Raw genomic sequence first — 26,258 nt, 5'->3', positions numbered from 1 at the left:
CTGAAAGGGCTGCCATATGACAACCTATGTAATCCGAAGACTGCTTTTGGCAATACCGACTTTGCTCGCAATGCTGACGGTGGTGTTCGTCCTCGTTCGGCTCGTGCCTGGCGATGCCGCCGTCGCGATGCTTGGAGATCGTGCCAGTGCCGAAGCGCTCGCCGCACTGCGCGTGCAGCTTGGCCTCGACCAGCCATTACCCGTTCAATACCTCCGCTTCATGAGTGACATGGTGACGGGTAATTTCGGGCTTTCCGCCGTCAGCGGCCGAACGGTGCTTTCCGAAGTCGCCATAGTCTTGCCTTATACACTCGAGCTTACTGCGGCCGCGATGATCATCGGTGTCGCGTTTGGCATCCCCCTCGGCGTTGTGGCAGCTATTCGCCGCAACAAATGGCCGGACTATACAAGCCGGCTTCTTTCACTCGTCGGCCTCTCGTTTCCAGGCTTCGTCTCGGCAATCCTGATGCTGCTCGCATTCGCGGTCTGGCTACAGTGGTTCCCGGTCATGAGCCGGCCCACCGCCAATCCGATCGATCATCTGCGAAGCCTGGCGTTGCCCGCACTCAATCTCGGCCTGATCATGACGGCCTATATCGCCCGGGTCACCCGCTCCTCGATGCTGGACGTAATGGGTGAGGACTACATTCGGACCGCGCGCGCGAAAGGCGTCAAGACCAAGAGCATCATCATCCGGCATGCCCTCGGCAACGCTCTTATCCCGATCGTGACTGTGGTCGGGCTGAACTTCGGGACAATGATCGGAAACTCGGTTCTTGTCGAAATCGTCTTCACGCGGCCTGGTCTCGGCAAGCTCATTCTCGGAGCTCTTCAGTCACGCGACTACACCATGCTGCAGGGCCTGATGGTCGTATTTGCGACCTTCGTCGTCCTCGTCAATATTTTGACCGACGTAATCTACGCCACTGCCGACCCAAGAGTGAGTTACGCGAAATGACCGATATCACCCTGGCATCCGCCAAGTCTGAGAAGGCGCCCAATCCGGTGCTAACCGCGCTTCGCCGTAACCGCCTGTCCTGGGTCGGTGTCGGACTGCTTCTGCTGATCGTGCTGGCGGCCGCATTCGCTCCGATGATCGCCCCTTACGATCCGCTGAAGCAAAACATCATACACCGCCTGAGCGGGCCCTCCGCACAGTTCTGGCTCGGAACCGACAGTTTCGGTCGCGACGTGCTCTCGCGCCTGCTCTATGGCGCCCGGATTTCACTCGCAATCGGCTTCCTTTCCGTGATGATCGCAATGGTGGTCGGTTCGGCACTCGGAATTCTCGCCGGCTATATCGGCGGACTGTTCGACCAGATCGTCATGGGTCTTGTAGACGTCATGCTGTCTTTTCCGACGTTGCTTCTCGGCCTGATGGTCGCGGCCATGCTTGGAGCAAGCTTCGAGAACCTCATAATCGCCATCGCGATCACTGAGACGGCGCCTTTTGCCCGTGTCGCACGCGGACCGACCATCGCTGTAAAGCGGCGCGATTTTATCGACGCCGGCAAGTCCCTCGGCTTCACGCCTGTCAGGATCATGGGCGTGCACATCCTTCCGAATATCCTGTCCGACATCGTCGTCGTGGCATCGCTTTGGATGGCATCCGCGATCCGCACCGAGGCGTCGCTGGCGTTCATCGGGCTCGGCGTCGCTCCGCCGACGGCAACCTGGGGCGGAATGATCCGGGAGGGGTTCGAAAACATCCTCAGTGCCTGGTGGCTCGTTGTCTTCCCGTCCTTTGCGATCCTTCTCACGGTCCTCGCGCTGAACCTTCTGGGTGACGCCTTGCGCGACGCGATCGATCCGAAAACGAGGAATGAGCGATGAACCAGATTGCCGATGAATTTAATCAGAACGACGCTTCCGGCGCGGCGATCCTTTCGGTCAGAAACCTCACGACCTCCTTTCGCGCCGAAGATAAATGGAATCCCGTCGTTCGCAATATATCGTTTGATATAGCGCCCAAAGAAACCGTCGCGATTGTCGGCGAGTCTGGATCGGGAAAATCCGTTACCTCGCTTTCGATCATGCGCCTGCTGTCTGAAGCATCGAGCCGGATCGAAGGCCAGGTACTGCTTTGCGGAAAGGATCTTCTTTCCCTGCCGGAAGAACAGATGCGGCAGGTTCGCGGCAATGAGATCTCGATGATCTTCCAGGAGCCGATGACCTCGCTTAACCCGATCCTTCCGGTTGGGAAGCAGATCGCTGAAGCCTTGACTGTGCATCAGAATATTTCCGCAGAAGACGCCAAGCGAAAGGTTCTCGCGCTCCTCGACAAGGTGCGGATTCCAAACGCAAACGGCCGCTTCGACGAGTATCCGCATCAATTTTCCGGCGGCATGCGCCAGCGCGTCATGATCGCCATGGCGCTCGCGTCGCGCCCCAAGCTGCTGATCGCCGATGAGCCGACAACGGCTCTCGACGTAACGATTCAGGGGCAGATCCTTGATCTCATCAAAGAGCTTCAGGACGAAGAGGGAATGTCGGTCCTCTTCATCACCCACGACATGGGGGTCGTCGCTGAGATCGCCGACCGGACGATCGTGATGTATCGCGGCGATCAGGTGGAAAGCGGTCCAACCGAGCAGATTTTCCATCGCGGTAAGCATCCCTACACGCGCGCCCTGCTCTCGGCGGTCCCCAAGCTTGGAGAGATGGGCGAGAGCCGTCTTCCAATGCGCTTTCCGATCGTCGATCCGGAAAGCGGTGAGCTGAAGCCTATGATCGAGGTTCGCGACACGGTCGCAAAGGACAAGGCGCCGATCGTCGAGGTCAAGGATCTGATCACCAGGTTCGGGATACGCTCCGGAATTCTCGGACGCACGACCGCTGCAGTGCACGCTGTCGAGAAAGTGTCGTTCAATCTTTACGAGGGCGAGACCCTGTCGCTCGTCGGTGAGTCAGGATGCGGCAAGTCCACGACGGGCCGGTCGATTACACGTCTGACGGATCCGACGAGTGGCAGGGTCACCGTCGACGGCCACGAGATGATGAAGCTTGATCAGCGCGCGCTACGCAAGGTGCGCCAGTCGATCCAGATGATCTTTCAGGATCCATACGCATCGCTCAACCCGCGTATGAATATCGGATCCGCCCTCATGGAACCGTTCATTCAGCATGGGCTTGGAAGCAAGGCGCAGGCACGCGACAAGGCGGCATCACTTCTGGAAAAGGTCGGCCTTTCGACCGAAATGATGAAGCGCTATCCGCACGAGTTTTCGGGCGGACAAAGGCAACGCGTGGCGATCGCGCGCGCCCTTATGCTCGACCCGAAAGTCATCGTCGCAGACGAAGCCGTTTCAGCGCTCGATGTTTCGATCAAGGCTCAGGTCTGTAACCTTCTGCTGGACCTGCAGCAGAGCCTCAATCTGGCCTTCCTGTTCATCTCCCACGACATGGCCGTGGTCGAGCGGGTCAGCCACCGTGTTGCCGTCATGTATCTCGGCGAGATCGTTGAGATCGGCCCCCGGGCAGCGGTGTTCGACAATCCGCAGCACGCCTATACGAAAAAACTGATGTCCGCTGTGCCAGTGCCGGATCCGGCACGGCGCCTGATCAAGCGGAACAGCCAGATCGATGAGATCAAGAGCCCGGTTCGCTCGATCGATTATGTGCCGCCGCAACGCAAGTATGTTGAGGTTTCACCGGGACATCTCGTTCAGGTCGGCGAGACGCGATGACTTTGAAAGGTCGCGGACATTCCTCCGCGACCTTCGATCCGTTTCACATCGCCGGTACCCGGCAATCAAATATGGTACAAAGGACATTACAATATGCGTGTTGGAATTGCGGGCGCCGGGGCAATCGCGATGGGCTACGCGGCCTTTCTGGATAAGCAAGGCCACACGGCAAACGTTTGGTCCCCCTCCGGGCGCGGAACAACCGAACTCACCAAAGGAACCCCGCTGACGATCACGGGAGCTATCACGGGGGAGTTTCGACCGAACGTTTGTGTGTCCGCTGAACAGCTCGCTGAGAACGACGTCGTCGTTTTGGCACTGCCTGCCTATGGTCATCGGTCGGTGCTCGAAGCACTCATACCGTTTATGCGTGAGAACCATACTGTCATCATCAGCGGTCACCTCTCCCTTGCCGCATTGTTCCTCGCAAAACGTCTCTCCGAGCGCGGCATTGAAATTCCGATCGTCGCCTGGAGCACGACAGTATTGACCTCTAAGCAGCGCGGTGTGGACACGTTCAACATCGGAACCATTCGCAGCAAAGTTGATATGGCAACGATCCCGGTCCGCCTGGCGGATGCAGGGCTGGCGACCTGCACGACCCTGTTCGGTGACCGCTTCAATCTCAAGGACGACGTTCTGACGATCGCGTTGAGTAATCTAAACCCGCAAAATCACCTCGCGGTCGCCCTGTGCAATTTGACAAGAATCGAGCGCGGCGAAGCCTGGGGCCAAAACACGAACCTTACATCCGCAGTCGGAAATCTTATCGAGGCGCTCGACCGCGAGCGTGTGGCGATCGCTTCGGCGTTTGGCAAGGATGTTCGCACGGTTTTTGATCACTATCGACTTACGCACAACGTCACGGGTGAGAGCGTTGGTGAGGCCGCGGCAGCTGTCAGCGCACGGGGCAACGACCCCATGGGACCGAAGAACCTTGATACACGCTACATCCTTGAAGATGTTCCCTATGGTTTGACGCCGACGCTCTTGCTTGCTGAACTGGCTGGTGTCGACACGCCTCTTCACCGGAGCGGTGTCAATATCATCAACGCCTGCTATGCTCGGGATCTCGGTCAAGGCAACGACCTCTTTAGCGAAATCGGCCCGCTGACACGCGAAAATCTGCTTGAGCGGGTCGCAAATGGGTTTTCTCCCGAATGCAGGTCACGGCCTGACGATCAGTCCAGCTTGATTGCGCAGGTTTCCTGATGTTCACGAAACTCAATCAAAGTGACGTCGAGGCCATAACTGTCTACATCGATGGTGAGGCGGTCACAGCGGAGACCAACGAAAGCGTCGCCGCGGTTCTTCTGCGGCAGGATCCCGTCTGGTCGCGTACAACACCGGTGTCAGAAGCAAGGCGAGCGCCCTACTGCATGATGGGCGTTTGTTTCGAGTGCCTTGCTTTGGTCGATGGCGCCTCTATGCAGACTTGCCTGGTATCGGTTCGAGATGGGATGCGGATCGAGCGACAACTGGGCCGACGGAGGATAGCGTGATGAGTAGACACGTCGATCTTCTCATTGTCGGCGCAGGTCCGGCAGGTATGTCTGGTGCCGTGGCTGCACGGCGCCACGGACTGAATGTCCTTGTTGTCGACGAGCAGCCGACCCCGGGCGGTCAGATCTGGCGCAATGTCGAGGCTGTAGTGGGCACCCCCCGGATGGACGTCCTCGGGAAGGCGTATGCGGAAGGGTTGAACGTCGTGCGGCAGTTCCGTGCCAGCGGCGCGAACTACGAGCCGGGCACACAGGTCTGGCAAGTCGAAAGCGGCCCTCGGGCCTACGTTACGCGCGCGGGGGCTGCGAGTTCGGTCGACGCCAACTACCTTCTTCTTGCGACGGGTGCGCAGGAAAGACCGGCCCCCTTCCCCGGCTGGACATTGCCGGGCGTGATGACTGTCGGTGCGGCCCAGATCGTGCTCAAGACGTCGGATCAAATCCCGTCGGAGCCAGTCTGGATCGCAGGTAGCGGACCGCTATCGCTGCTCTATGCCGCCCAGCTTCTGCAGGCAGGTGGACGGATCGCCGGTTTTCTCGATACGTCCCGCCCCCGTCAGCTCAGCGGTGTGATCCCCGATCTTTTCGCGGCGTTCATGAATGCGCCTCTGGACATCGTGAAAGGCATTGGCTGGTTACAATCGGTCAAACGGCGCGTTCAATATATCAAACATGTGACCGAAATCGAAGCGACGGGCAAGGAAAGCCTTGAACACCTCCGTTACGTTACCGCGAGCGGCCAGTCCGGCACGGTTGATGCGGAGCTTCTGCTAGTCCATGAAGGCGTCATTCCGACGATCCATCCGACGCTTGCCCTCAGTTGCCGTCACGTCTGGAACGAGGACCAGGACAGTTTTGCGCCCGAGCTCGACAGCTGGGGCGAGACATCCGAGGCGAATGTCTTTGTCGCAGGTGACAGTGCAGGGATCGGCGGCGCGACGGCTGCCTGCCTGCGCGGCGAGCTTGCCGGTCTTCAGATCGCCTTCAAAGCTGGAAGGCTCTCGCGGGCGGCTCTGGCTATCGAGGCCAAACCAATACGCAGACGCCTGGAGCGTGCCCTCGCACCCCGGCCGTTCCTCGACAAGTTTTATCGGCCGCGTCCGTCTGTTTTCGTGCCGACCGATCGCACGATTGCCTGTCGATGCGAGGAGGTAACCGTTGCTTCTGTCCGAGCCCAGCTATCTTCCGGTCGGCCGGGGCCCAACCAAATCAAGGCTTTCACCCGCGCCGGGATGGGCCCGTGTCAGGGGCGCCAGTGTGGCTACACCATCGCGCGGGTTCTCGCCGACGCGGAAGGTCGAGCGGCGCCGGATGTCGGACTATATCGGGTGCGACCACCGCTGAAGCCTGTCACGCTCAGCGAACTTGCAGCTCTCGACAGCCAGGACGAAACACGATGAACGCCAAGGCATTGGATACGATCGTCATCGGCGGGGGCCTGCACGGGCTTTCCGCGGCACTCAATCTGGCTCGGGCTGGCAGGGGGGTCGTCATTCTGGAACGGTCCTGGGTCGGCCGTCATTCGTCCGGGGCGACTGCTGCAGGTGTCAGGACCCTGAACCGGGATCTTGCGGAATTACCGATTTCGCTCGAGGCCATGGACATGTGGCACAACATCGAGAGTATCGTCGGCGACAGCTGCGGTTTTCAAGCTTACGGCCAGATGAGCATTGCAGAAAAGCCGGCGCATCTCGCCGTTCTTGAAAATCGCCTCGCCAAAATCCGGTCGGCTGGATACGACCACGAAGAATTCATCGATCGCTCAGAACTTTTGCGCCTCGTACCCTCTATATCACCCCATTGCGTGGGCGCCCTAATCGCCCGCAAAGATGGAGCCGCCGATCCGCATCGCACACTGAAGGCTTTCCGCAACGCTGCGGAAGCCGCCGGCGTGATCATATACGAGGGAGCGGGCGTTATCGCGATCGAGCATGCGGGTACTGACTGGCGTGTCAGGACGGGCAGCATGGAATTCGTCGCACCGACGGTAATCAACGCCGCGGGTGCCTGGGCGGTGAAAATCGCCGCCATGGTTGGCGACGACATCCAGATTGGGCACAAGGCATCGATGATGATCGTGACGGAGCGAATTGCCCCTCTGCTGAAACCGGTTGTAAGCGTCGTTGGCCGGCCTCTCTCGTTCAAGCAATCGGACCAAGGGACGCTCGTCATTGGCGGAGGGCTGCAGGGAAGCGCAGATATTGACGCACAACGAAGCTTCGTCAACTTTAGAGAGCTCTCCAAGGGTGCCCGCGCGGCGACTGATCTATTTCCCATCGTCGGACAATTGCGTATCGTGCGAACATGGGCGGGCATGGAAGCGATGACGCCCGATCACCTGCCGATTATCGGCCCTTCACCCAATGCGAATGGGATTTTTCACTCGTTTGGTTATTCCGGGCACGGCTTTCAGCTGGTCCCAGTGGTAGGAGCCATTATGGCTGATCTGATTGTTCATAGCGGGACGAACAGAGTCATCAAACATTTCGCGCCGGGTCGCTTGATAGGGAAGAGAGGTGATGTGATTGTCTAATCGCAGCTGGGGCGTCAAGATTGAATTTCTCTGAAGATCACTGCCGCGTGCATGGTTGTCTCCGTGGTCGACATCACGGTCGTTGACAGGCTGGCAACAGGGATCATACAATATCGGCTGAAATGCCGATGCTGAAACTACCGGCCGGCATCGCATCGAAGTTCGCGCCGATACCGATAAGGTCGCCGAAGTCCCCCTGGATATCCAACAGGAAAGATCAACGCGACATCATGGGATACACCTTCTGATGCTTGGGAAGGCCGACGGTCCAAGTGAGACCCCGCGCATTCAAAGCCTGGCGAAAAGCGCGTGACAGACCGTAACCTGCCTCAGCAAGCACGGCGCCAAACCGCACGCCCGCAGCAATCAGCCGATCGATCTCGTCAAGCGCGATCTCCGGTTTGGTGCGCGATAGGCGCATTGGCTCGGGAACGCCGGCTTTTGCCATCCGATCCTGATCACTGGTCCAACTGTCGGGCAGAAACAGTCGCAGGCCAACGGGACAGAAACCTTGTCGCGTGCCAGCGTCAATGACACCAGCATCTGGCAGTTGGCTCGCTTGCCCAGCATCGATGCATATTGCGGTGCGACCCCGACAGAATGGTCGCCCTTCTTCGGAAGAGCTGTATCATCGATCATCAGAAAAGCATCTGAAGCCCGACTATTCTGTCAGCTTGCACCGCCAATTCCGCCTCAAGCGGACAGGCGTCCCAAATGCCATCCGAGATGAAATGATGCAGGCGGTCGTAGCGACCAGGTGCCAAGCGCTCCGCCATCGCTTGATACTCTTGCGATCTCCCGGCCCGATCAGGCCATAAACATAGATCGGGCATATCTGCCGACGCTTCTCGTGGCCAAGCTTCTCAACGAACGGCTTCAGCCATTCCGTCAGTGCAACTTCCTACTCTACCATCCCTCGATGACCGATCATCGCTGACCGAGGATTAATCTGCCAAAGTAATACTAATCCGGTGTTCGAAAAACCGGCAGCGGGCCATTCAGATCAATAACCATCTTTTTTATTCCACCCACTTGGCAGGAAATATACAGATGTAAACATTCCTAACCCTAACCCTAACCCTAACCCTAACCCTAACCCTAACCCGAAGCTCTACTTGTCACTTGTCTCAAGTCATCAGTGGTCATTTACTTGGGCCAGCCAATTTTTTTTATTTTTAGATAGGCGCTCCAGGCGCTAATTTTTCTGTATAATTCCAGTCCGAAAATCCTGCCCGGGGTGTTGAACTCCCATGGCTCCAAGTGTTGAAATTCCGTCAGACCTCCCCAACCCTATCTCTTCTCATCTTGCATCATTTAATAGCCGGCGGCGCGAAGACAGTGTCCGGCAACCATGATGTCCAGAGCGGCGTATCCGGAGCAAAGAACCTGAACCAGACCCTTCTTGTTCTTACGGTCCAGTGGGGTGGCGTGGCAGAAGTTGCGGATTTTGTAAGTGCCGGCCTCAGCTTCTCGAACAAGATCAGTCTCGCGACGCTGGAGGTAACGCCAAGCAGCCTTTGTCTTGCGCTCGTTCACCAGGCGAACGTCATCACAAAGTGTTTCGCCCTCATGCAAGATTTTGGCAGCCAGATCCTCAGTCATGTCCTTTCCGCCCAAGCTCAAGAAGACTGCGTCGAGGTTCACGTCTTCGATGCCGAAAAGCACCTCAGTTGCAGTGGTGACCGATATGACAAAGTCCGCCTCTTTTAGACCCTTCTTGTCGTGGACTGCGGTAATAGGGAACGAAGTACTGTCGGAATAATCGAGAGCCAGTTTGTCGGCGGTTGGGCCCCGGCTGGAGACGGTCAGGGAGGCGATGCGATCCCCAGCGCTATGCTCAAGGAACTTGACAATTTGCTGAGCGACGGGACCGGCTCCGAACATGAAGACTTTGATGTCATTCGCACCCGCAAAGCAGTACTGAAGAGTCCAGTGGGCGTAAAGGGCAGTGCGGGCGTCGGAGATGTCGGTTCCGTCAACCTCTCCGATGAATTCGCCTGAGGTGATCTTGCGGACCTTCACCACAGTGTTCTGGCGCTGTCCTCCCAAATCGATGTTGAGAGGGTTGGAGAACAGGTCCTTGACGCCGGTGTAGGTGCCATCGCCTCCGATCAATGCTGTGTGGCGGTACTCAAGGGACTTGCCCTCATACTTTTTCTTAAGGTGAGCGTACGCCGGGTCGTTCCACAGAAAGTTGGGGTTGAGGTAGGTGATGGTCTTCTGACCCCGAGTGATGTCGCCCTGTGCTTGCTGCGACAAGAAGGTGCTAGTCGCTTCGATGACCAGCGCCGGCGTGATGTTAAGCTGTTCGCGAGAAAGAGAAGCCATTTTGCGTGAGGACAAAAGCGTGAGTATTGGAATGTTCAAATGTGTGAAGTGTTGTTGGATGAATTTGTGTGATGATGAGAAAGTTACGCTCTAAGGGAGGAAACTTTAAAGGTATATATATTCAATAACGAGATTAGCTTCGCCTGCCATCTTCTACTATGGTTTGAACTCGGATGAAACTGCTAGACCGGTGCGCGCCCTTCATCGGCGATCGCTTGCATCGGATGGAGGAGTTCCGTGTTGCCAAGGTTATGGCGCGTCTCGTATTGCAAGCGAGGTGTGGCAGCGTGAGCAGGTTTTTCTTGATTTGAAATCAAGCTGACGCGGCCAAATGCAACGTGACCATGCTGCGCCCCTTTTTTGACGATCGCTTGCATCGGATGGAGGAGTTCCGTGCTGCCAAGGTCATGGTGCGTCTCGTATTGCAAGCGAGGTGTGGCAGCGTGAGCAGGTTTTTCTTGATTTGAAATCAAGCTGACGCGGCCAAATGCAACGTGACCATGCTGTGCCCCCTTTTTGATGATCGCTTGCATCGGATGGAGGAGTTCCGTGCTGCCAAGGTTATGGTGCGTCTCGTATTGCAAGCGAGGTGTAGCAGCGTGAGCAGGTTTTTCTTGATTTGAAATCAAGCTGACGCGGCCAAATGCAACGTGACCATGCTGCGCCCCTTTTTTGACGATCGCTTGCATCGAATGGAGGAGTTCCGTGTTGCCAAGGTCATGTGCGTCTCGTGATGTAAGCGAGGTGTGAGAGGCAAGGCTTACCAGCAGCACCGATGCTAAGTAGCCGAGCTTCGTGCGGAGAAAAGGCGTAGATGTATAAAAGGAAGTGCGTTCGGACGTATTTCATCACAAGCAACATCCAATTCACCACAGAACTAGTACATTTTTTACACTATCAAAATGTCTTCCGCCATCGCGCCTGTCAGGTCTCTTTTGGCCCGCCTCCTCAAGGACGATGACCCTCTTCTCCCAATTCTCCTTGAGACTGTTGCCACCGCCGACGAGAACCTCAATCGACTAGTCCAGATGAATGCCACCAATCCTGAAGGAACTCAAGTCGCCAAGGTCGGGGAGCTCTATGAGAAATCTAATGCTGTCAACGTCCAACGCGAGAACCTTGAACTTGCTCGTGCTGCACGGGAGATATTGAAGGAGCTTTCCGCCGACGATGGCAATGCGGATGAGATGCTTGCACGAGCCCACAAGGCAATCGAGCGTCACCGCAACTTCTCCGAGGCTCAGGTCAAGGAGTTCAAGGATTACGATCGTGCCTACATGATGGGCCGAACGAACATCGCGAGGGAGAAGGGGCTCAAGTTGACGGAAAAGCAAACCGAGATTGCTGCGGCCACCCTTGACCTCACAACCATTCAGATTGAGCTCACCCGCGCTCAAGTCAAGTTTGCCGATCTTAGCGTTCAGTTACAGCAGAAGTCCCTTGAGATGCAGAACCAGGCGTTGCTTATTCAGCAGCAGCAGAAGGAGATTGCCGACAATCAGCGCATCATTGCACAGCGGAACCTAGGTTTTACTCGCCTCGCATTCATTGCGTCGGTTATCGCTGTCATCCTCCATACGATCATCGGGATTTGCACCGTTTACTACCGCGCCACCTAGTTTGAGGATGGCGAGGTACGGCAGGGGAGCGAAGTGCTAAGGGGCAAGGGATACTTGAGGATGGATGTGCAATTTTTGTAATTAGTCACTCATTATATGCAGCATAACTGCGCCCGCTCGTTTGGTAGGTCACTTATAACAAAAGGAATTTTTTCCTTTTCGCAAATGTCCTGGATAAATTGCGTGAGCCAAGTAATTTTCGGGAAGTGATCTGGCGTTGAAGCTCAGTGTGTAAAATGAGGAGCAAAGTGAAGAGCGCGCAAGCCGTTTTCCCTCTTCGTGGGGGCGCAAGCCGTTTTCCCTCTTCGTGGGGCAGGATATATGGTAATGTAAACTAAGTATGTCTGTATATTCGTGTGCTTGTACATTTGTTTGTCTATAAGAAGATGTGAATGTTTAAGAATTCATGAAGGCATGAGTTTATGACTGCATACGTTCGTGTGTTCATGCGGTTAAACGAATTTACGCCGCAAGGGCAGAACGGCGGTGTCCTGGACCGGTGAATCGGCCTTCAATTCCGCGACGATGAGTTCGGCGTTCGGCAACCGACGCCGTAGCGAGGGCGGTCATAAATCTTGGCCAGGTTGATGAGCAGTAAGCAGCGTTGGTGCACGCACCGTTTAACTGGGCAGGCGTAGTCGGCTCGGAGGGAAACACCCGCCCGCGTGATCGTGTCCTTCGAACACAGTAGCTGCCGCGGATATCATATAGGTGGAGTGTGTTGTCACCAAACTCTCTTCGAACAGCAGCTATTTGCGGCTGCTTCACGGCCGCGGCTAAAATCGACGGACTCACCTAGTCGTCGCTGAAAACCCTCTCAACGTCTTGGAATGTAAGACCGTATGTCCTTTTGGCTAGGTGGTGGCTTGCCCTACATTGCCTTTGCGAGGGTTGCTCGGATAGGCCGAGCCGATCCTCCCGGCAGAGGACAAGCCGTGAAGCATTGCACAGAAGTTTTCATTGGTATTATCGAAGGCACGCAACGCTATTGCAGTGGCGGACGGCGAGTTTGGTGGTGAAGTTCGCTATCTCGGTGAGGTCGATGCATCTGTGGAGAATATGCGGTGTTTTGTGAAGCGCTTGGCTGCAAATTATCACAGATTGCATTTTTGCTGCGAAGCCGGCCCGACAGGCTATGGCCTTCCTCGCCTTATCACCGAGTTGGGCTGCGATTGCATCGTTGTTGCGCCGCCGCTCATTCCAAAGAAGCCGGGTGATCGGGTCAAAACAAATCGCCGCGATGCAATTTCGCTGGCAAAGCTACTTCGAGCGGACGAACTGACGGGAGTCTGGGTGCTTGATGCTGGACACGAGGCAATGCGGGACCTGGTTCGTGCACGAACGGCAGCCTTCGAAAGCTTGCGCGTGCATCGCCAGCAGGTCAGCGCCTTCATGCTGAACATGGGAGGATCTATCCTCAAAAGACAGGCCGGGCAACGCGCCATCTGCGCTGGCTTCAAGAGCAGAGGTTTGATCATCCTGCGCATCAGATAGCGCTGCAGGAGATGATTGATGCAGTGCGTGTCGCCAAGGAGCCAGTGATGCGACTAGAGCCGTCGATCGCTGAATTCGTTGGTTCATAGTCGCTCGGCCCCCTTGTGGTCGCCCTACAAGCTCTGCGCGGCATCAATCTGATTGTCGCTGTGACCTTTGTGGCTGAGATCGGCGATGTCTCTCGGTTCGACAACCCCGCCAACTCATGGGATACCTCGGCCTCGTGCGGCCAGAACCTTGACAACGGACATCAGAGCATGCGGTGAGGGCAGCCGATCAGGCAGCTTGAGTGTCGATGGTCGACGGCGTCCAATTCCACGGAAGCATATGCTCCAGTTTGGTAATCGGCGTGTCCGCGTTGCGGGCCAGAACGTCGGTGAGCCACGCTTGCGGATCGATTTCGTTGAGCTTGGCAGTTTATGCCGACCGACGAACTATGCCGAATGCTTGTTTTGGCGTCGACGGCACGCCGCCCATTCCCGTCCTGTTCCGCCGGGAAACATTGGTTGACTCCCGGTATAGTTCTGATGCTCAGAGGGGGTGGAGAATCCGTATTGGCAGTTCTTCTGCGGCTTTGAGTTTTCCCAGCGTGAAGCGCCGATTAACGCGAGCACGATGGCGCACCGGCGCAAGGATTGGGCCGCAGGGGCTGGAGGAATTGCTGAAGACGAGTATCGAGGCAGCGCTTGAGACCGGAACGGCCAAGCCGGAATCCTTGGAGCGGATCAATGTCGATACGACGGTGCAGCCGAAAGCCATTGCTCCTCCGACTGACAGCGGGTTGTATCTGAAGGCTCTGCAGATACTGGTCCGACAAGCGGAGAAGCATGGCATCGAGCTCAGACAGAGCTGCATGCGTCTGGCAAAAGCAGCGACGGTGCGCTCCAGCCGTTATGCCCATGCCGGGCAATTCCGCCGCATGCACCGCGAACTGAAGCGCCTGCGCACCTTCATTGGTCGCATTTTGCGCGGTATCGGCCGCAAGATCGCCGTCAACGTCGAATTGGAAAGGACCTTCGTCCGGCTGCAGGGTCTTGTCGAACGACTGCTGGCGCAAAAACCGAAGGACCAGAACAAGCTCTATTCGCTGCATGCTCCCGGGGTCGTCTGCATCTCGAAGGGCAAAGCTCGCACGCCATACGAGTTCGGTTGCAAGATCGGTATCGAGGGGCTGGTGCTGACGGCCATGACGTTCGAAGACAATCCCAGTAGGGGCACACGCTCTCACGCGCCGTCGATCAGGCTGTTGCGAAGGTGTCGATCCAGATCGCATCTACGTCGATTAGGCTATCGCGGTCATGATTACACCGGATCGGCGTCGGTGATGATTGCCGGAAGCCGGCGCGGGCTGACGCCGACCATGCGGCGGGAGCTGAAACGACGATGGGCCCTATGAAGACCAATGGTAGGCTGAACCCGCAACTTCCTCCTCGGGCACGATGGCGATATCATCAATGCGCTGCTCGTGGCCGCAGGTCACAATCTGCGCCTCATCCTAGCCAAACTGGCCCTTTGGCGTGCCTTCATCACGGCCCTGCTTACCGTTCTCATGGCGAAATCGGATACTTCTCCAGATCTTCATCTTCCTACCGCCAGAAGATCAATGACTTAGCCTTTGTTTGGGGCGACGCATTACAAATGCAACGACATTGAAATTGATGCCGCGGCGAGAATGACGTTATCGTCCTTCTATTGTATTCACGTTGTTTGAGCGGGCAAATATGAAGAAATTTATTACCATGGCAATGGCCATTAGTGTTTTGTCTTTTTCTTCCGGGCATACTGCGGATCTGATTGATCCTCCCCTGATTTTAACTCCCCCCGCCGAAAATGCCCCCCCGAAACTCGACTGGGATGGCGGTTACGCTGGTGTCAATATCGGATTCAACAACCTGCAGGGTCTTTTTACGGATAGCTGCAGCTGCGAAGATGCCGCCGAGGCTACGGGCAGGCAGGTGGGTCTGTTTGTGGGTCGCAATTGGCAAATTGCAGACCGGACCTGGATGGGTATCGAGGGCGACATCAGCCATAAGTGGACCGAAATCCATTATTTCGGATCCCGGGTGGGGACCGATCTTGCCGGATCCGTTCGCCTGCGTGTCGGTGAGGAAGTCGGTAACGCCCTCATCTATGCTGCTTTCGGATGGACCGGCGCAAACGTCTATGTTCAGAACCCCGACGATACGGCCTTCACTCAGGGCTGGACTCTGGGAGCGGGTATCGATTGGGCACTGAACGACACGACCGTCCTGCGGGCCGAATATCGTTTCAACAATTATTCCCCCGCAACATTGGCCGGCGTCGACGTCGATTTCGATGAGGATGTTATCAGCATCGGCATCGCTCACAGATTCTAATCGGTCAAAGACTACCTATCCGTCCACATGCTTTCTCCTGCTAAATTTGAGCAGGAGCTTTCGCGGGATCGCGCTGAATAATTCGAGGGAAGCTCTTTATGGTTGAACCGACCAATACCCCATTTAACATCAGGGTGTTCGATACGTTGTACTATCTGGAAAGTCCGGATATATCGGTTGTTCCTCCAGAAAAGTCGGATAGCGGCGCTTGGGAAGTGCTAGATTTGGCTAAAGAAAAATTTATGGAACTTCATACCGACCAGCATTTTTCATCGGGACAGTTTGTCCAATTGCTGGGGGCTATGGAAATCGCGTTCAATCTCGGTCTAAGTGAAGGACGCGAGGAATGCCAGGCCGCCGCGATTTCGCTCCTGCAATCATTCGATGACGAAGTGATCGTGACTGTCCTGAATAATATGGCCGAGGACGACAACGAGCAGCCAGCGCCTGAAAGTGTCTGATGACAATCGTCGCTAACCCTGACTCTTGGGATTTCCAAAAGCCGACGAATCTTCTGTGGTTGCCACCCGAAAGCTGGTTCGGGAAATCTGCACAGCGGAGATGAGTGGATTTCTGCCTGACTTCGGCTTAGATGCCGGGAACAGGAGAGACCATGACAAGACGGCGACGCCGGATGGAGTTGCCCTCAAAAGACTGGACATGCTCATGTTTGAGATTGCTAGCTGAAGAACTCGCGCGGCGATTGATATCCTAAAGCACATTATTGTAATGCTCGAACCAGACCGGCAGTTGCGCCATTACGGTCTCGGCATCCGGGGTGGGGTTCACCGAGACGTAATCGCGCTTGAATGCCTTGACGAAGGCCTCGGCCATGCCGTTGGACTGGAGGCTTCGGATGGGCGTCGAACACGGCTCCATGCCGATGTCGATGAGTAGCGATCTGGTGTCCCTGGCCACAAAACATGAGCCGTGCACCTACGGAAGGAAGAACTGGAGCCACCGAGGGAACGATGCGCGCAGCTTTTTTGCTGCAAGCGCGCATCGTTCGAGGTGGCCATGGCCAGTCGAAGTACCTCTAGAATGTGAGTGTTCACAACTCATTCCGGAGAGACCGACCATGACCAGTCAGAATTCTATACCTGCCGATGCCGTGTTGGTAGCTATCGACATCGCCAAGGTTCGCAATGAAGTGTTGATCGAAGCACCCGGCCATAAACGCCGCCGTTGGTTGTCTGTTCTCAATACGCGTGCAGAACATGACCATCTGATCGAGATTTTGCAATCATATGACCGACCGGTGGTCTGCGCCTTTGAGGCAACGGGTAACTATCATCGTCCGAGATCGCCTGGCGGTTGGTGGAAGCCGGCTTCGAAACGCGGTGAGTGTCGTCGCTAGCGCTTGCCCGCACGCGAGAAGCCTTGCACAACAGTTGGGACAAAAAACGATCCCAAGGATGCCCAGGTGATCCTGCACATGTTGAGGATCCACTCGACTCAGGTCTATCATGATCCCTTGCGTGCTGGCATCAACGACGTTCAAGAATTGTCGAAGACACACGAAGCCATTGCTAACGCCAAGACCGAAATCCAACATCGCATCCTGACGCATTACCTGCCGTTGTATTTTCCAGAGATCGAGCGTTTCCGGGGTAACAGTCGGAGCGACTGGTTCTTCGCGTTCCTCGATGCCTTCCCCACACCATCGAGCATCACGACACTGACGAAGGAGAAGTTCGTCGAAGCGGCATGGGATGTTGTCGGCAGGAAAGTGAGCAAGGCACAGATTTTAATGGATATTTATGAGACTGCCCGCACCTCGATTGGCTTGCCATGACGGTCTTCATTCCAAAATCCCCCCTTGGAAGAGAGAGCGAGCGCAACATCCGTTTTTTGGGCCGCCGGTGATTTCGAGGGCTTCCTTCAGAATTTCGCTCTCCATCGTCCTCTTGCCCAACAGGCGCTGCAACTCCTTCACCTGGGCCTAAAGCGCCCGGTATTCGGATGCCGGAATGGCCTCCTCTTCGGCGGCCGTGGCCGTCAGCGCCCCTTGGGACGCTAGCTTGCGCCAGGCGAACAACTGGTTCGGCTGAATGCCATGACGACGGTCACCGTCGCGTCCGCCTTATAGGTCTCGTGAATGATCGCGAGCTTCTCTGCCCTGCTCCAGCGCCGCCGACGTTCCGGACCGGAGAGGACTTCCATCTTAAAATTGCTACCAGTCATATTACCAACATTACTTCTACCCACTTAGCTAAATGGGGGAGCATGTCCGGGCCTTTCGGGGGCTAATTCAGACGACGGTGCCGGAACCATAGCTCGGTTTTCTAGGCGAAGGTAGCGCTCGGCCGCCATCCGAGGCGAGCAGACGCTGGAGAATGATTTTTTGTCCGATGCGCTCGGCAAGGCGGGATTGCTGGGCGGAAAGAAATGATTGACCGCGAGCACAAGCTGTCGATCGTGAGACAGGCTAGGCTCCTCGGCTTCAGCCGTAGCAGCGTCTATTACTCGCCGCGTCCGGTATCCTGACCTACATCCCAATGGCAGGCGGATTTGTCTATCTCTGCGCCGTCGTCGACTGGTTCAGTAGGAAGGTTCTGCCATGGCAGCTCTCGATCACGATGGAAGCAACCTTCTGCATCGAGGCCGTGGAGGAGGCGCTTGCCTGCTATGCAGCGCTGAAGAAGTCGGAGGTCGCCATCTCGATGGACGGCAAGGGTACATAGCGGGACAATGTCTTCGTTGGACGGCTCTGGCGGTCGATCAAATATGAGGAGGTCTATCTCCATGCCTACAAGACAGTGTCCGAGGCTCGCGGTGGCATCGGCCGCTATCTAACCTTTTATAACAGCCGACGCTCACGTTCATCACTTGACCGGCAGACGCCGGATCAGGCGCTACTTCAACGCCCTGACACCGATGATGGTGGCCGCATAATCGAGGCGGAAATCCACTTGGCAAAACGCCCGAAACTGTCCAGACAAACCGAGCCACCCCTATCGCAATATCATTCGAATGTCCTTCACGTCAGTAAGTCTCTCCTGCTTCCGTCTCGCCATTCTCCGCACACCTCTTAAAGCGGGTCCAGAATGTCAAAAAACGGCGCGTGCGAAGATCGATCTTTTATTCGCCGAAAGACTGTCCGCAATTTACCGGAATCGCTGTCCGGAAAATGCGTAAAAACAAAGAGTTGGAGCACGCCCGACGATTTCGCTTTTCACCAGACGTGTTCTAGATATGGCAGAGTTACAGTCGTAACGTCTAAAGGGTTGCGAACTCCCTCAAATTGTTGATGCTGTCAGTCCATGAGCGGACATATTGAGCATTACGCCTTCCATCGGCGCCATCGGTTCTGCCTTGAGAGGAAAAGCACCCAGTCGCAAAGGCCTACCCTGTGGGTGATAAGCACCGGACAGCGAAGACGGGCCTTATCCCGTAAAGCATGTTCCAAGCCCAGCAGAGCCGGCGGGCAGGCCCGCGAATCGCTCTATTGAGAAGTCACTGCCATTTGCGACGGAGTGTCGAGACCGAGCGCCTCACTCAGCTGTTGCCCTTGAAACTTCAGTAAAGCGGCGAAGGTTCTGAACCAGACTATTGTACATGCCGTCTGATTCGCTATCTTTTGATGCCTCCAATAGCATACGACGCTTAACGACCCGGGGGTCGGCAAGGCGGCGGTGATGTTCGCGCATAGCCGCATGGACGGCAAGGCGAAACAGGTTAGGGCTCAAGGGTTGCATGGCAAAACGGTAAATGCGGCCGCTGTTGATAAGGTTGATGATAGTCTCGCTGCTCGGCTTCTCCGTCATGACCACCATCGTAATGGCGGGATCAATCCTCCCGATTTCCGCAAGGACGTCGGTAATATCGACACCATCCACCTCGGCATTGGAGACAATGACCCCAATCTGCTCATGCGTGAGAATGTCGATCGCCTCTTTCAGAGTGCGGGCAGCGTGTACGCGATAATCATAGCTGAACATTTCTACGACTTCTTGCCGATCTGCGTCACAGCCCTCGATGGCCAGCAGCTGGGAAGCGACGCTGAAAGGCGTGTTGGTATCGTCACCCCAGATTGGTGCGACAGTCTGTCGGATTGTCCGCGCGCTTTGAGCTGAATCTACCGCCTCGGCGATGACAGCCCGAAGTTCGGCTTGGTTCCACGGCTTATTGATGAAACGATAAACCTCTCCCTCGTTGACCGCGCCGACGATGGCAACGAGGTCACTGTAGCCGGTTAGCAGAAGACGCACCGTCTCCGGCCAACGCTCGCGCACCTGCGAAAGAAGCTGAATGCCAGTTATTTCCGGCATTCGCTGGTCACTGATCAACACATCGACGGTAATAGTCTCCAGCACTGCGAGTGCTTCTCTTGCGCTCGTTGCCGTGTAGACTTCATATTCACTGCGGAACATGATCTTCAGCAGCTTAACGATCCGCTCCTCGTCATCGACAAACAAGAGTACAGGCTTATCATTCATATCACTAACCTCAATTCCATGGACTGCGCAACTCGGGGTCGCGAGATAGGTCCGCCGTTGTTCTTAGCCTGTTGAGAGCAATGTCTCGCTGATGTGCGATAGTTTTGGGGTATTTGCTGATGCGAAGGACGCATCCTTTCTGGGCAAGATGAGGGTGATAACAGATCCCTTTCCGACCCAAGAATTGACGGCGATTGTACCGCCATGGTTTTCAATGATGCGGTAGCAAATTGACAGACCCATTCCAGTTCCCTGACCGACGCTTTTTGTCGTGAAGAATGGATCGAAGATCTTGGACAAATTCTCTTCCGGGATACCAGGACCATCGTCGCAAATATCGATCTGTACCGTGTCAGATGACGTTATCAACGTCCGCAATGTCAGCGTCCCCCGACGGTTTGTGGACGCTATAGCGTCAGCCGCATTGACAATCAGATTGAGAAAAACCTGTCGAAGTTGCGTTGGAGATCCCATGATGGGCGGAATGGAATCGAAATCCCGCTTGATGTCCGCCACGTATTTCAGTTTGGGCTTCGCCAGCAGCAGTGCGCTTTCAAGCCCCTCTTCTACGGAGAAAGGCTCAATGGTGCCCTTATCCAGTCGACTGAAATTCTTCATGGTGCGGACGAGGGTAGCGATCTCGTCGAGGCCATGCAGTCCGTCACTGAGCAACATTACCACTTCCTCATGCGCTTCTTCATCGGCGGCCTGTTCCAGAGCTGTTTCAGAGGTCAGGCGTTCGCGGATCAGTTCAAACACGGCTCTCACATAGGCGAGAGGTGTGTTGATCTCATGTGTGATACCAGCAACCATCTGGCCAAGCGCCGACAGCTTCGCCGACTGCATAAGTTGTTCCTCGACATTTTCATTGGCTTGTTGAAGCATTGCGTTATCTTTTTTGAGCTTAAGAAACCGTCGGGAAAGGCTGTATACTAGGATCAAAAAGAGGACGAAAAGTATGGCGCTGAGCAAAATAACGCCGAGCCAGAGCGCACGTTTTGTTGCCTCAGCTCCAACGGAAAGTTCCCGGACTTGCTCGAGAATAACCTTGGCGTCCGCATCCGTTGCAACCGCATTCAATTGCAGGCTGAGATCGTTGCCTTTGATGCGCTCACGCACCACAACGTCGATCTGTGCCAGAAGGCGGTTCAGTGCATTTGCCAAGCCGGTCTCGGTTGCCTGAGCTGCGTCGCGTATTCTGGAAAGCCGCTCGTTCACTTCCCCCTGAAGCAGAGGGGTGGGTGCCGTCAAGAAGCTCATCACACTGTTCACACTCTCGGTGATGAGGTCGGATATACGCTTGTTACCGGTCGCCTGGGCCGCCACGCCAGGATGTTCATAACATTCAGCGATAACACCAGGCAGCACGGATACGGCGTTGCGAAGCATCGCGTGGCTTGCTTTCACCTGTTGAAATAAAACGTTTTTCTGGCCTATGGAGGATTGATATTGACGCAATTTGTCTAAAAGACCGACAAGTTCTGGATTTGACGCGGTGAGCGTCGTTAAAGCATTCAACCCTTGCTCGAGATCTCGTGCTGTGAGGGTGACATTGTCGTAATTCGGCGTGATTCCAAGCTGTAGCGCCAGAATACCGGAATTCCATTGGGCCTCGAGGCTGCGCAACTCCTCGAAACTTTGCTGGAACGCCGGCAGCGCCTGGCTCGGTCGTTGGGCGTACCAAACGAGACAGCTGAGCAGGCCTGACAGCAGAACCACGAAAGCAACACACCACATCCACCCCTTGCGCGAACTTGCAAATCGCTGGATTCTGCTGCGGCCTGAGACATCGTCGATAAAATCAGAGATCTTCATTCGGTTGTCCTGTCATTGTCCCGAATTGCCCACGGGGAATCCCTGATGTTCACCGGTCAGAGATTCCAGAAATGCTTCCAGCCGAGCAACTTCTTCGGTGGCCAGATCACGACCAAGCTGATTTATGGCCATGACATTGATAGCATCGGGCAGCGTGCGGGCCGATCCGTTATGGAAGTAGGGGGCTGTCTTTGCCACATTACGCAGAGAAGGCACTCTGAAAACGGCTTCATTTTCGCTGATACCTGTGGCTTTCGCCGATCCGTGGGTACTTGCGCCATCCTCGGTACCCGGAGGAGTTCCGAATATGCCGAAAACTTGCATCATATTTCCGCCGACATTCACGCCTTGATGACAGGACGCGCAGCCATAGTCCTTAAACAGGCCATAACCCGCCTTTGCCTCTGCACTGATGGCGTTTTCCTCACCGCGCAAATAACGGTCGAAGGGGGCGTCTGGCGTATTCAGGGATCGCTCGTATTCTACCAGCGCGTCCACAATGTTTTTCCTCACAAGGCCATCGTCGTAGATCGCATCGAAGGCTTGGGTCAGTTTACTATCGCGGTTCAATGTGGCGACGACCTCCGGCCAGTGGCCACCCATTGTCCGTTCTACCACTCCATCCGCCTGATCATGCAGCGTCTTGATTTGACCCGACCAACTGAAAAGCGCGTTCAGGCTAACATTGTAAAGGGTAGGCGTGTTTATTTGGCCAGGCCAGCCCGGTAAACCGGGCGAAAGCGCGCGGCCATCCGTTAGGCCAAATTGCTTCAGGTGACAGCTTGTGCAGGCCACGCCATTGTCGCCTGACAATCGACTGTCGGAGAATAGTTTTTTTCCCAACTCGACTTTCTGGGTATTCAGTTCGGTATGCTGGGGTACGGGTGTAATCGGCTCCCCGATGTCGGGGGTCTGCGCGTGAGCCACCGTGCCGAGTATTGCTGTCCCCATTGCACAACAGAGAACGCCGAAGCGCGCAAGCCTTGGCAGCACCGCCTTGCAGTCCTCTGATATTTTCAGCCGCAAGACCACTCGCTTTGTGTCTGGCGGAAAATGGGGTTTCATTTTTGCAGGTCTCTTAAGTCTTGAGCGCGATATGTCGTCAGCTTTAGGGCAAAAGTGACAGGGAGTCACCATACGCCAGACGCATACCAATATGCCTGTGGCGAGTATTGAGTATTCGCCGTGCTTTGATTTGATGCGGGATGCCGTCTTCGAGAAGACTGCAATCGATCAAGAGCACCGCCCGCCTCGGTCGGCGTTAAGGAAATCCTGCATGTTCTCATCCTTCCCCGAACGAGCAATGTTGAGCATACGCGGCTTGTTGCTATTTGCGTGGCTGGTGCTAATCGCCTCCCTTCTTTACGATCCATTTTCTGTGCAATGGACCCGTCCGGACAGCGCCGGTCCCTTCGGCGTCAGTTTGACTCCCGTAGTGGTACAAGGCCAGGTGCTGCCCAATCAGCCATATTCTATGGGCAGCCGTATGTTCTGGACGATGATCGTGCCGATATTGCCGCTTTTTCTGATGGTTTTTGGTCATGAGGCCTGGCGTCGTATTTGCCCCCTCTCGCTCGCGTCGCAAATTCCGTCATATCTCGGTTTTCGCCGCCGCCGCAGTACACTGGAACGTCGAACCGGGCTGATAAAGCTCACTATCCCCCTTATTAAACGCGACGGCTGGCTGGAACGGAACAGCTGGTACGTGCAATTCGGGCTGTTGTTTTGTGGTATCATCGCACGGCTTCTCCTGATTAACACCGATCGTTTCGCGCTGGCGATCGCGCTTTTATCGGTGATCGGCGCCGCAATGTTGACGGGTATGCTGTGGGGCGGAAAAACCTGGTGCAACTTTTTTTGCCCTGCAAATGTCGTTCAAAAAATCTATACGGAACCTGGCGGGATTTTGGAAAGTAGCCCGCACTTTTCCCGTCCCGCACTGCCGCAATCGATGTGTCGCAAGCCAAGCGGGAAGGGGGACATAAGCGCATGTGTCGCCTGCAAGGCCAATTGTGGTGATATAGATTTGCAGCGCTCCTATTGGAGCGGCGTCACGGCCGTCCCGCGCCGCAATGTTTATTATATGTTTTTTGGGTTGATAATCGGGTTTTACGGGTTCTATTATCTGTATGCCGGAAGCTGGGATTACTATTTCTCGGGCATATGGACACATGAAGAAGGCATTCACGCCAAGCTTTTGCAGCCGGGCCTCTTTATCCTCGGATATCTTGTTCCCATTCCAAAGATGCTGTCTGCTCCCCTTGTGCTGGGGCTGGCCTGTGCTGTGAGTCTCATTCTTGGACGCGGCCTTGAAGCGCTGTACCGGAAAATCCGCGCGCGCGATCCGGGCATGACAGAGCAACTTATTGTTCATCATTGCCTGTGCGTCAGCGCTTGGGTCTCCATCAACGCTTTTTATCTCTTTGGCGGACGCCCCAATATTCTTCTCTTGCCGCCGCTTGCCGGCCGGGTCGTGGATATCGCCATTGTAACCCTGACGACAATCTGGCTGCGGCAGGTCCTTCTGCAAACCCCGGAACGTTATCAGCAGGAAGGCATGGCATCCGGCCTGCTGAAACAGCTCAAGACCATGAAGCTGGATGGGTCGTCCTTTCCAGATAACAAGAAGATTGAAAATCTACGCCCCAACGAAATTTATCTCCTGGCTAAAGTCCTCCCCAATTTTTCGCAGCAACAAAAGCTGGATGCCTACAGCAAGATGCTGGAGGAGCAAATTGCGAAAGGCACGACGGGGGGAGAAACATCGCACAAGTTGCTTGAAGCTTTCCGAAAGCAGCTGAACATTACCGAAGAAGATCATAACTATCTTCTGGATGCGCTCGGATATAGCGATGATTCGAACATGCACCAGATCAGTCTGAGTGCGGAAGAAAAGGCAACCTCTATTGCCCAGTATCGCAGCATTCTGGAAAAAACCGTAGCCGACCGAATGGAAACGGGCCAGACAGTGGCCAACATCCTGGAGCTTGAAGCGGTAAAGTCCATGCTCACGGTCATGCGGCAAAGCCTGCAGGTGAGCGATAGCGAACATGAAGCTGCTCTGGCGGCGCTGTTTTCCGGCGGGATGGTCAGCGAGGAGATGAAAGACAGCCTTGAGGCGCTTGTGCGGCACAAATCGGTTCGCCTGTGTCTGGAACGGGCGGAAGTGTACGATCCGCTCGGCAGTTCTTTGATGGACGTGTTGCTCGACTATCTCGAGGAGCGGGAGCAGGTGTTGTTTAGCACCGCGCTCAGCCTTCTGCGCAATTTCCTCGACACGCCTGAAACGTGTCTAATAGCTGATGATCTGGCAGCCCTTGCCGGGCCGCGCCTCAATCTCATGCTGCGTCAACCCGTACCCTCCAATCCGGACATGCGCTGGCGTGAGGTATTCCCGGCGGAAGTTCTGGAGAGGCTCCAGCAAACGCGCAGCCTTGGGGAGTGGGAGAATGCGGCCTACCATCGTGCGGTTACGGGTAGCCGCGATATCGAACAGAGCCTCCTTGAAGTGTTGACGCTGGAAGACCCGACTATCCGCGCTATCGGCTTGACGGTATTCAGCTATATGGCACCGGAGCTGGTTGCGAGCGTGGCGCGGGGATTGCTGGAAGAGTCGGATACGCGGCAGCACGCGATGCTGTATGCGGTCGCCAAGCATGTCGGCGGGCTCGAAACACCATCACAGTCCGACAGTGCGGTAGTAACGTTCCGCGCTACCGTGAATACGGCGAGCGGTAGCCAGATCCTATGCCTTAACAAGCGTCTCGTCACACTCGGCCGGGCTGTCGATAACGACATTAGTATCTCTGATCCTGCGGTGTGGACCTACCACGCCGAACTCAGAGCCGAACACGGCGAAGTTCGTCTCATGCGTGTGGATAACGCAGTCATTTTTGTGAACGGCTCCCAGGTTCACAATGAACCCGTGGCCGTCACGAGACACAGTGTCATTCGGTTCGGGAGCGCGGAGGCGACCGCCACATCTGTGGTGATTGACTGGGACAACGAGATCGAGACGGGGGATATGGTTCACATTCACCCAGTTCACCGTCTGGCCATTCTCGCCCGCCACAGCAAGTTACGCCGATTAAATCCAACATCACTTTCCACGCTGGCACTTGAATCTCGTGCGGTAAAGTATCGTCGAGGCGATCGGCTTGAAGCGAGAACCGGCGAGCAGCGGTTTTTCCTCGTGTATACCGGGTCGGTCCGGCTCTTCGATCCGGCCGGTATGAACTACGTGTCTGGCGTATCGTATGAAGCTGGCGATTTGTTCAGGTTCGCCCCAGGCGCCGTGGATTCCCCCTATTTTCCGGAAACGGAAAGCGACATTTCCATTTTACTTGATGTTCCAGCTCGTCCCGATGTCGAAGTTTGCGCTGTGAACCTGCATGTCGGTGAACGTTCGGCGCGCAACGGCCGGGTTATCCATTCGGAATCGACAGACGAGAATATTTGATAGGTTATTTTTAAATAAAGAAAGTA

17 protein-coding genes and 8 pseudogenes are annotated in these 26,258 nt (G+C 55.6%); 15 read left to right on the top strand and 10 right to left on the bottom strand.

Annotated elements, in window-relative coordinates; translation table 11 throughout:
- The first annotated feature begins 16 nt into the window (after nt 1-16).
- The 7 genes from O3S81_RS24940 to O3S81_RS24910 all read left to right on the top strand — a co-directional run bounded on the left by O3S81_RS24940 (nt 17) and on the right by O3S81_RS24910 (nt 7,721).
- The gene (locus tag O3S81_RS24940; protein WP_111794411.1) at nt 17-958 is read left to right on the top strand and encodes an ABC transporter permease; all 942 of its coding nucleotides are present in this window, start codon (nt 17-19) and stop codon (nt 956-958) included.
- Nucleotides 955-1,833 (top strand): ABC transporter permease, encoded by an 879-nt coding sequence (locus tag O3S81_RS24935; protein WP_269347511.1) that lies wholly within the window; start codon nt 955-957, stop codon nt 1,831-1,833. The genes O3S81_RS24940 and O3S81_RS24935 overlap by 4 nt, the downstream gene beginning before the upstream one ends.
- A complete protein-coding gene (locus O3S81_RS24930) occupies nt 1,830-3,686 on the top strand; it encodes an ABC transporter ATP-binding protein (protein WP_111794413.1) in 1,857 nt (618 codons plus the stop codon). The genes O3S81_RS24935 and O3S81_RS24930 overlap by 4 nt, the downstream gene beginning before the upstream one ends.
- Before the next feature lie 93 nt (nt 3,687-3,779).
- The gene (locus O3S81_RS24925) at nt 3,780-4,898 is read left to right on the top strand and encodes an NAD/NADP octopine/nopaline dehydrogenase family protein (RefSeq protein WP_269347510.1); all 1,119 of its coding nucleotides are present in this window, start codon (nt 3,780-3,782) and stop codon (nt 4,896-4,898) included.
- Nucleotides 4,898-5,188 carry a (2Fe-2S)-binding protein gene (locus tag O3S81_RS24920; protein WP_111794415.1) on the top strand — a complete coding sequence of 97 codons (291 nt, stop codon included), beginning with the start codon at nt 4,898-4,900 and terminating at the stop codon, nt 5,186-5,188. Before O3S81_RS24925 ends, O3S81_RS24920 begins: the two co-directional genes overlap by 1 nt.
- Complete coding sequence (locus O3S81_RS24915; RefSeq protein ID WP_269347548.1) at nt 5,188-6,588, top strand: NAD(P)/FAD-dependent oxidoreductase; 1,401 nt, start codon at nt 5,188-5,190, stop codon at nt 6,586-6,588. Before O3S81_RS24920 ends, O3S81_RS24915 begins: the two co-directional genes overlap by 1 nt.
- A complete protein-coding gene (locus O3S81_RS24910) occupies nt 6,585-7,721 on the top strand; it encodes an NAD(P)/FAD-dependent oxidoreductase (protein ID WP_111794417.1) in 1,137 nt (378 codons plus the stop codon). The genes O3S81_RS24915 and O3S81_RS24910 overlap by 4 nt, the downstream gene beginning before the upstream one ends.
- A gap of 217 nt (nt 7,722-7,938) precedes the next feature.
- On the opposite strand, the pseudogene O3S81_RS24905 reads toward O3S81_RS24910, so the two are convergent.
- The 4 genes and pseudogenes from O3S81_RS24905 to O3S81_RS24895 all read right to left on the bottom strand — a co-directional run bounded on the left by O3S81_RS24905 (nt 7,939) and on the right by O3S81_RS24895 (nt 10,738).
- Nucleotides 7,939-8,360 (bottom strand): annotated as a pseudogene (locus tag O3S81_RS24905) (IS701 family transposase).
- A complete protein-coding gene (locus tag O3S81_RS26670; protein ID WP_442864991.1) occupies nt 8,360-8,497 on the bottom strand; it encodes a hypothetical protein in 138 nt (45 codons plus the stop codon). The pseudogene O3S81_RS24905 and the gene O3S81_RS26670 overlap by 1 nt, the downstream one beginning before the upstream one ends.
- A gap of 538 nt (nt 8,498-9,035) precedes the next feature.
- Entirely contained in the window at nt 9,036-10,049 is a 1,014-nt protein-coding gene (locus O3S81_RS24900; protein WP_111794418.1) for a hypothetical protein, read from the bottom strand.
- Nucleotides 10,050-10,231: 182 nt separating this feature from the next.
- A complete protein-coding gene (locus tag O3S81_RS24895; protein ID WP_269347509.1) occupies nt 10,232-10,738 on the bottom strand; it encodes a hypothetical protein in 507 nt (168 codons plus the stop codon).
- A gap of 213 nt (nt 10,739-10,951) precedes the next feature.
- Here O3S81_RS24895 and O3S81_RS24890 point away from each other — a divergent pair, with 213 nt between their 5' ends.
- Together O3S81_RS24890 and O3S81_RS24885 are read left to right on the top strand one after the other, a co-directional pair.
- On the top strand, nt 10,952-11,668 hold the full coding sequence (locus O3S81_RS24890; protein WP_269347508.1) for a hypothetical protein: 717 nt from the start codon (nt 10,952-10,954) through the stop codon (nt 11,666-11,668).
- 935 nt (nt 11,669-12,603) lie between these two features.
- Nucleotides 12,604-13,397: pseudogene (locus O3S81_RS24885) on the top strand (IS110 family transposase); the annotation flags it as partial.
- Nucleotides 13,398-13,438: 41 nt separating this feature from the next.
- Here O3S81_RS24885 and O3S81_RS24880 read toward each other — a convergent pair.
- Nucleotides 13,439-13,579 (bottom strand): annotated as a pseudogene (locus O3S81_RS24880) (transposase domain-containing protein); the annotation flags it as partial.
- Between the two features lie 123 nt (nt 13,580-13,702).
- On the opposite strand from O3S81_RS24880, the pseudogene O3S81_RS24875 reads away from it, so the two are divergent.
- The 3 genes and pseudogenes from O3S81_RS24875 to O3S81_RS24865 all read left to right on the top strand — a co-directional run.
- A pseudogene (locus O3S81_RS24875) lies at nt 13,703-14,774 on the top strand (IS5 family transposase); the annotation flags it as partial.
- Between the two features lie 109 nt (nt 14,775-14,883).
- Complete coding sequence (locus tag O3S81_RS24870) at nt 14,884-15,519, top strand: outer membrane beta-barrel protein (RefSeq protein WP_269347507.1); 636 nt, start codon at nt 14,884-14,886, stop codon at nt 15,517-15,519.
- A gap of 98 nt (nt 15,520-15,617) precedes the next feature.
- On the top strand, nt 15,618-15,980 hold the full coding sequence (locus O3S81_RS24865; protein ID WP_269347506.1) for a hypothetical protein: 363 nt from the start codon (nt 15,618-15,620) through the stop codon (nt 15,978-15,980).
- Between the two features lie 218 nt (nt 15,981-16,198).
- Here O3S81_RS24865 and O3S81_RS24860 read toward each other — a convergent pair.
- Nucleotides 16,199-16,452 (bottom strand): annotated as a pseudogene (locus O3S81_RS24860) (IS3 family transposase); the annotation flags it as partial.
- Nucleotides 16,453-16,597: 145 nt separating this feature from the next.
- Between O3S81_RS24860 and O3S81_RS24855 the strand changes: the two are divergent.
- Nucleotides 16,598-17,311: pseudogene (locus O3S81_RS24855) on the top strand (IS110 family transposase); the annotation flags it as partial.
- Nucleotide 17,312: 1 nt separating this feature from the next.
- On the opposite strand, the pseudogene O3S81_RS24850 reads toward O3S81_RS24855, so the two are convergent.
- Nucleotides 17,313-17,703: pseudogene (locus O3S81_RS24850) on the bottom strand (transposase); the annotation flags it as partial.
- A gap of 133 nt (nt 17,704-17,836) precedes the next feature.
- Here O3S81_RS24850 and O3S81_RS24845 point away from each other — a divergent pair.
- Nucleotides 17,837-18,414 (top strand): annotated as a pseudogene (locus O3S81_RS24845) (transposase); the annotation flags it as partial.
- A gap of 599 nt (nt 18,415-19,013) precedes the next feature.
- On the opposite strand, the gene O3S81_RS24840 reads toward O3S81_RS24845, so the two are convergent.
- From O3S81_RS24840 to O3S81_RS24830, 3 genes are all read right to left on the bottom strand, one after another.
- Nucleotides 19,014-19,958, bottom strand: a complete 945-nt coding sequence (locus O3S81_RS24840; RefSeq protein ID WP_111794422.1) for a response regulator — start codon at nt 19,956-19,958, stop codon at nt 19,014-19,016.
- Nucleotides 19,959-20,021: 63 nt separating this feature from the next.
- Nucleotides 20,022-21,773 (bottom strand): ATP-binding protein, encoded by a 1,752-nt coding sequence (locus O3S81_RS24835; RefSeq protein WP_111794423.1) that lies wholly within the window; start codon nt 21,771-21,773, stop codon nt 20,022-20,024.
- Between the two features lie 12 nt (nt 21,774-21,785).
- Nucleotides 21,786-22,838 (bottom strand): cytochrome-c peroxidase, encoded by a 1,053-nt coding sequence (locus O3S81_RS24830; RefSeq protein ID WP_162693447.1) that lies wholly within the window; start codon nt 22,836-22,838, stop codon nt 21,786-21,788.
- Between the two features lie 211 nt (nt 22,839-23,049).
- Between O3S81_RS24830 and O3S81_RS24825 the strand changes: the two genes are divergently transcribed.
- Entirely contained in the window at nt 23,050-26,232 is a 3,183-nt protein-coding gene (locus O3S81_RS24825; protein ID WP_269347505.1) for an FHA domain-containing protein, read from the top strand.
- Nucleotides 26,233-26,258 lie beyond the last annotated feature (26 nt).

This window comes from Agrobacterium sp. SOY23 (assembly GCF_027212525.1).
Lineage (GTDB): Bacteria > Pseudomonadota > Alphaproteobacteria > Rhizobiales > Rhizobiaceae > Agrobacterium > Agrobacterium tumefaciens_I.
The sequence above is the reverse complement of the archived record's forward strand: the minus strand, read 5'-3'. Positions and strand labels throughout refer to the sequence as shown.